This window comes from Pseudomonas rossensis (assembly GCF_039888995.1).
Classification (GTDB): Bacteria; Pseudomonadota; Gammaproteobacteria; order Pseudomonadales; family Pseudomonadaceae; genus Aquipseudomonas; species Aquipseudomonas rossensis.
In genome coordinates this window covers 1-3,674 of record NZ_JBBWCB010000253.1, presented here as the reverse complement: position 1 = coordinate 3,674, position 3,674 = coordinate 1, and the positions used below count along the sequence as shown (strand labels likewise).

Genomic DNA, 3,674 nt, shown 5'->3' with positions numbered 1-3,674 from the left:
TCCTTGCACCCTACGAAACGGCCAAGCCGCGAATCGCTGTCGCCCTCAATACCTTGCTCGAACTGACCGCGGACAACCCGGTGCAGACCGACCGCCTGCACCGGCTCCAGGCCTTGCAGAATGAGTGGGCCACTTTCGCGCAGACAATAATTGAATTGCAGCGATCCAGCGGCGATTACCGCAGCGCGGTCAAGGCCGGGCGCGGCAAGCGGCTGACCGATGAGATCCGCAAGCAATTCGAAGACGTGATCGACATGGAGCAACAGTTGCGCACCACCCGCAACGAGGAAGTGCGCCGCACCACGATCTGGAGCATCAGCCTTTATCTGTTGTTCATCGCCGGGATCAGCGCATTGCTGGCCTACATTGGCCGTCGGGACTTGCTCAACCTTTCACAAAGTTACAGCGCCAACCTCGCCTTGCAACAGGCCAGCGCCCAGCGTCTGGAACAGCAGGCCTGGCTGCGCAATGGCCAGACCGAACTGGCCGAACAAGTGCTGGGGCAACTGTCGCTTAATCTGCTGGGCCGCAACATTCTGCAGTTCTGCGCGCAGTACCTGGGCACCGCCGTAGCAGCTATTTATGTTCGTGAAGAGCACGGTGGACTCAAGCGCATTGCCTCTTACGGTTTCTCCCGCGAGCAGGAAGCGCGCGAACAGCAGATTTACAGCGATGAAGGCATTGTCGGCCAGGTGGCGAACCAGGCTCGCTTGATTCGTCTTGATGATGTACCGAGCGATTACTTCAAGGTCAGCTCCGGCCTGGGCGAAGGTCTTCCCCATAGCGTGCTGGTGGTGCCGACCAGTGACGACGATCGGGTCAACGGTGTAATCGAACTGGGCTTCCTGCGCCCGCTGACGGACCGTGATGTCGAATTGCTTGAACTGATTGCCGGCAACATCGGCACGTCCATCGAGGCCGCTCGCTATCGCCAGCGCTTGCAGGAAGTGCTGGCCGAAACCCAGCAGCTCAATGAAGAACTGCAAGTCCAGCAGGAAGAACTCAAGACCGCCAACGAAGAGCTGGAAGAGCAGTCGCGGATTCTCAAGGAGTCTCAGGCGCATCTGGAGACCCAGCAGGTCGAGCTTGAACAAACCAATGAGCAACTCGCCGAGCAAGCGCAGATTCTGGCCGACCAGCGCGACGCCATGGACCTGAAGAACACCGAGCTCAATCAGGCCCAGACTCAGCTCGAAGAACGCGCCGAAGAGTTGCAACGCTCGAGCAAGTACAAGTCTGAATTCCTCGCCAACATGTCCCACGAGTTGCGCACGCCGCTGAACAGCTCGTTGATCCTCGCCAAGCTGCTGGCGGAAAACCCCCAGGAAAACCTCAGCGCCGAGCAGGTCATGTTTGCCGAGTCGATCTACTCTGCCGGCAATGATTTGCTCAACTTGATCAACGACATTCTCGACATTTCCAAGGTCGAGGCCGGCAAGCTTGAAATGCGACCGGAGAACACCAGTATCGCGCGCCTGGTGGATGGCTTGCGCGGGATGTTCCAGCCATTGGCTGCCGACAAGAAGCTGGACTTCCAGGTCGAGGTGCAGGCCGGTGCGCCCATGATGATCTTCACCGACCGCCAGCGTCTGGAGCAGGTGATCAAGAACCTGCTGTCCAACGCGGTGAAATTCACCGAAAAAGGCACGGTCAGCCTGACGGTTGCCAGTCAGCCAGGCGACGGTATCGCCTTTATCATTCGCGATTCGGGGATTGGCATTGCCGCGGATCAGCAGGACAGCATTTTCGAAGCCTTCCGCCAGGCCGATGGCACCACCAATCGCCGTTACGGCGGCACCGGCCTGGGCTTGTCGATTTCCCGTGACCTGGCCGCCTTGCTTGGCGGTTCCATCAGTGTCACCAGCGAGCCGGGGCAGGGCAGTGTGTTTACGCTGGTTTTGCCGCAGCAATACGTTGAACCGGGCGAGGATCCTGTCGAGCCGATGAGAGCCACGCCGGTTGCCATTACACCGAGAGTGACGCCCGCCGCGCTGGTGCCGTTGATTGCCGAAGTCGATATCCCGCGTTTCGACGACGATCGCACCAAGGCGCCATTCGCCACTCGTTGCATTCTGGTGGTGGAAGACGAGCCGAACTTTGCCAATATTCTTTATGACCTGGCGCATGAGCTGGGGTATCAGTGCTTGGTGGCGCACGGCGCGGACGAGGGTTACGACCTGGCCAGGGAATTCATCCCGGACGCCATTCTGCTGGACATGCGTCTGCCGGATCATTCCGGGTTGACTGTGTTGCAACGCCTGAAGGAACGCGCTGAAACCCGGCACATTCCGGTGCATGTGATTTCGGTGGAAGACCGGGTCGAAGCCGCGATGCACATGGGCGCCATTGGTTACGCGGTCAAGCCGACTACCCGCGAAGAACTCAAGGACGTGTTTGCCCGCCTTGAGGCCAAGCTGACCCAGAAAGTCAAACGCGTCCTGCTGGTCGAAGACGACGATGTGCAGCGCGACAGCATTGCCCGACTGATCGGCGACGATGACATCGAGATCACTGCCGTGGGCCTGGCCCAGGATGCACTGAACCTGCTGCGCACGACAATTTTTGACTGCATGATCATCGACCTGAAGCTACCGGACATGCTCGGCAACGACTTGCTCAAGCGCATGTCCACGGAAGACATCTGCTCGTTCCCGCCGGTGATCGTCTACACCGGGCGCAACCTGACCCGGGACGAAGAGGCCGACCTGCGCAAGTATTCGCGCTCGATCATCATCAAGGGCGCTCGCTCGCCAGAGCGTTTGCTCGATGAGGTCACACTCTTTCTGCACAAAGTCGAATCCAGGTTGTCCCATGAACGCCAGAGGATGCTCAAGACCGCGCGCAGTCGCGACAAGGTTTTCGAGGGTCGCAAGGTGCTGCTGGTGGACGACGATGTGCGCAACATCTTTGCCCTCACCAGTGCCCTGGAGCAAAAGGGTGCAGTCGTGGTCATCGGCCGAAACGGTCGTGAAGCGATTGAAAGACTGAATGAAGTCGAGGACATCGATCTGGTGTTGATGGACGTGATGATGCCGGAGATGGATGGCTACGAAGCCACCATCGAGATCCGCAAGGACCCGCGCTGGCGCAAGCTGCCGATCATCGCGGTGACGGCCAAGGCCATGAAGGACGATCAGGAGCGCTGCCTGCAAGCGGGCTCCAATGATTACCTGGCCAAGCCCATTGACCTGGATCGCCTGTTCTCGCTGATTCGCGTGTGGTTACCGAAAATGGAACGCATTTAGTGGAACGCAATTTTTCAGTGGAGCGAAATAGCGAAATCGAAATTCGCTTGTTGATCGAGGCGATCTACCTCAAATACAGCTATGACTTTCGCGACTACTCCGGCGCTTCGATCAAGCGCCGGGTCAATCACGCGTTGAGCCAGTTCGAGTGCACGACCATTTCAGCGTTGCAGGAAAAGGTCCTGCACGACCCGACGGCGTTCATGCAGTTGTTGCAACTGCTGACGATCCCGGTCAGCGAAATGTTCCGCGACCCTTCGCATTTCTTGGCGATCCGCAAGGAAGTGGTGCCGCTGCTCAAGACTTACCCCTCGATCAAGATCTGGATCGCCGGTTGCAGCACCGGTGAAGAGGTCTATTCGATGGCCATTCTGCTGCGCGAAGAAGGCTTGCTCGATCGCACCATCATCTACGCCACCGACATCAATC

Annotated in this window: 2 protein-coding genes; both read left to right on the top strand. The window is 58.5% G+C overall.

The genetic code is table 11. From position 1 onward, the window contains the following. Window positions 1–3,245: response regulator (locus WLY71_RS30050; RefSeq protein WP_347806470.1), on the top strand; the 3,245-nt coding region annotated here is incomplete at its 5' end. Then, on the top strand, window positions 3,245–3,674 hold a 430-nt coding region (locus WLY71_RS30045), incomplete at its 3' end, for a CheR family methyltransferase (RefSeq protein ID WP_347806469.1). The genes WLY71_RS30050 and WLY71_RS30045, both read left to right, overlap by 1 nt.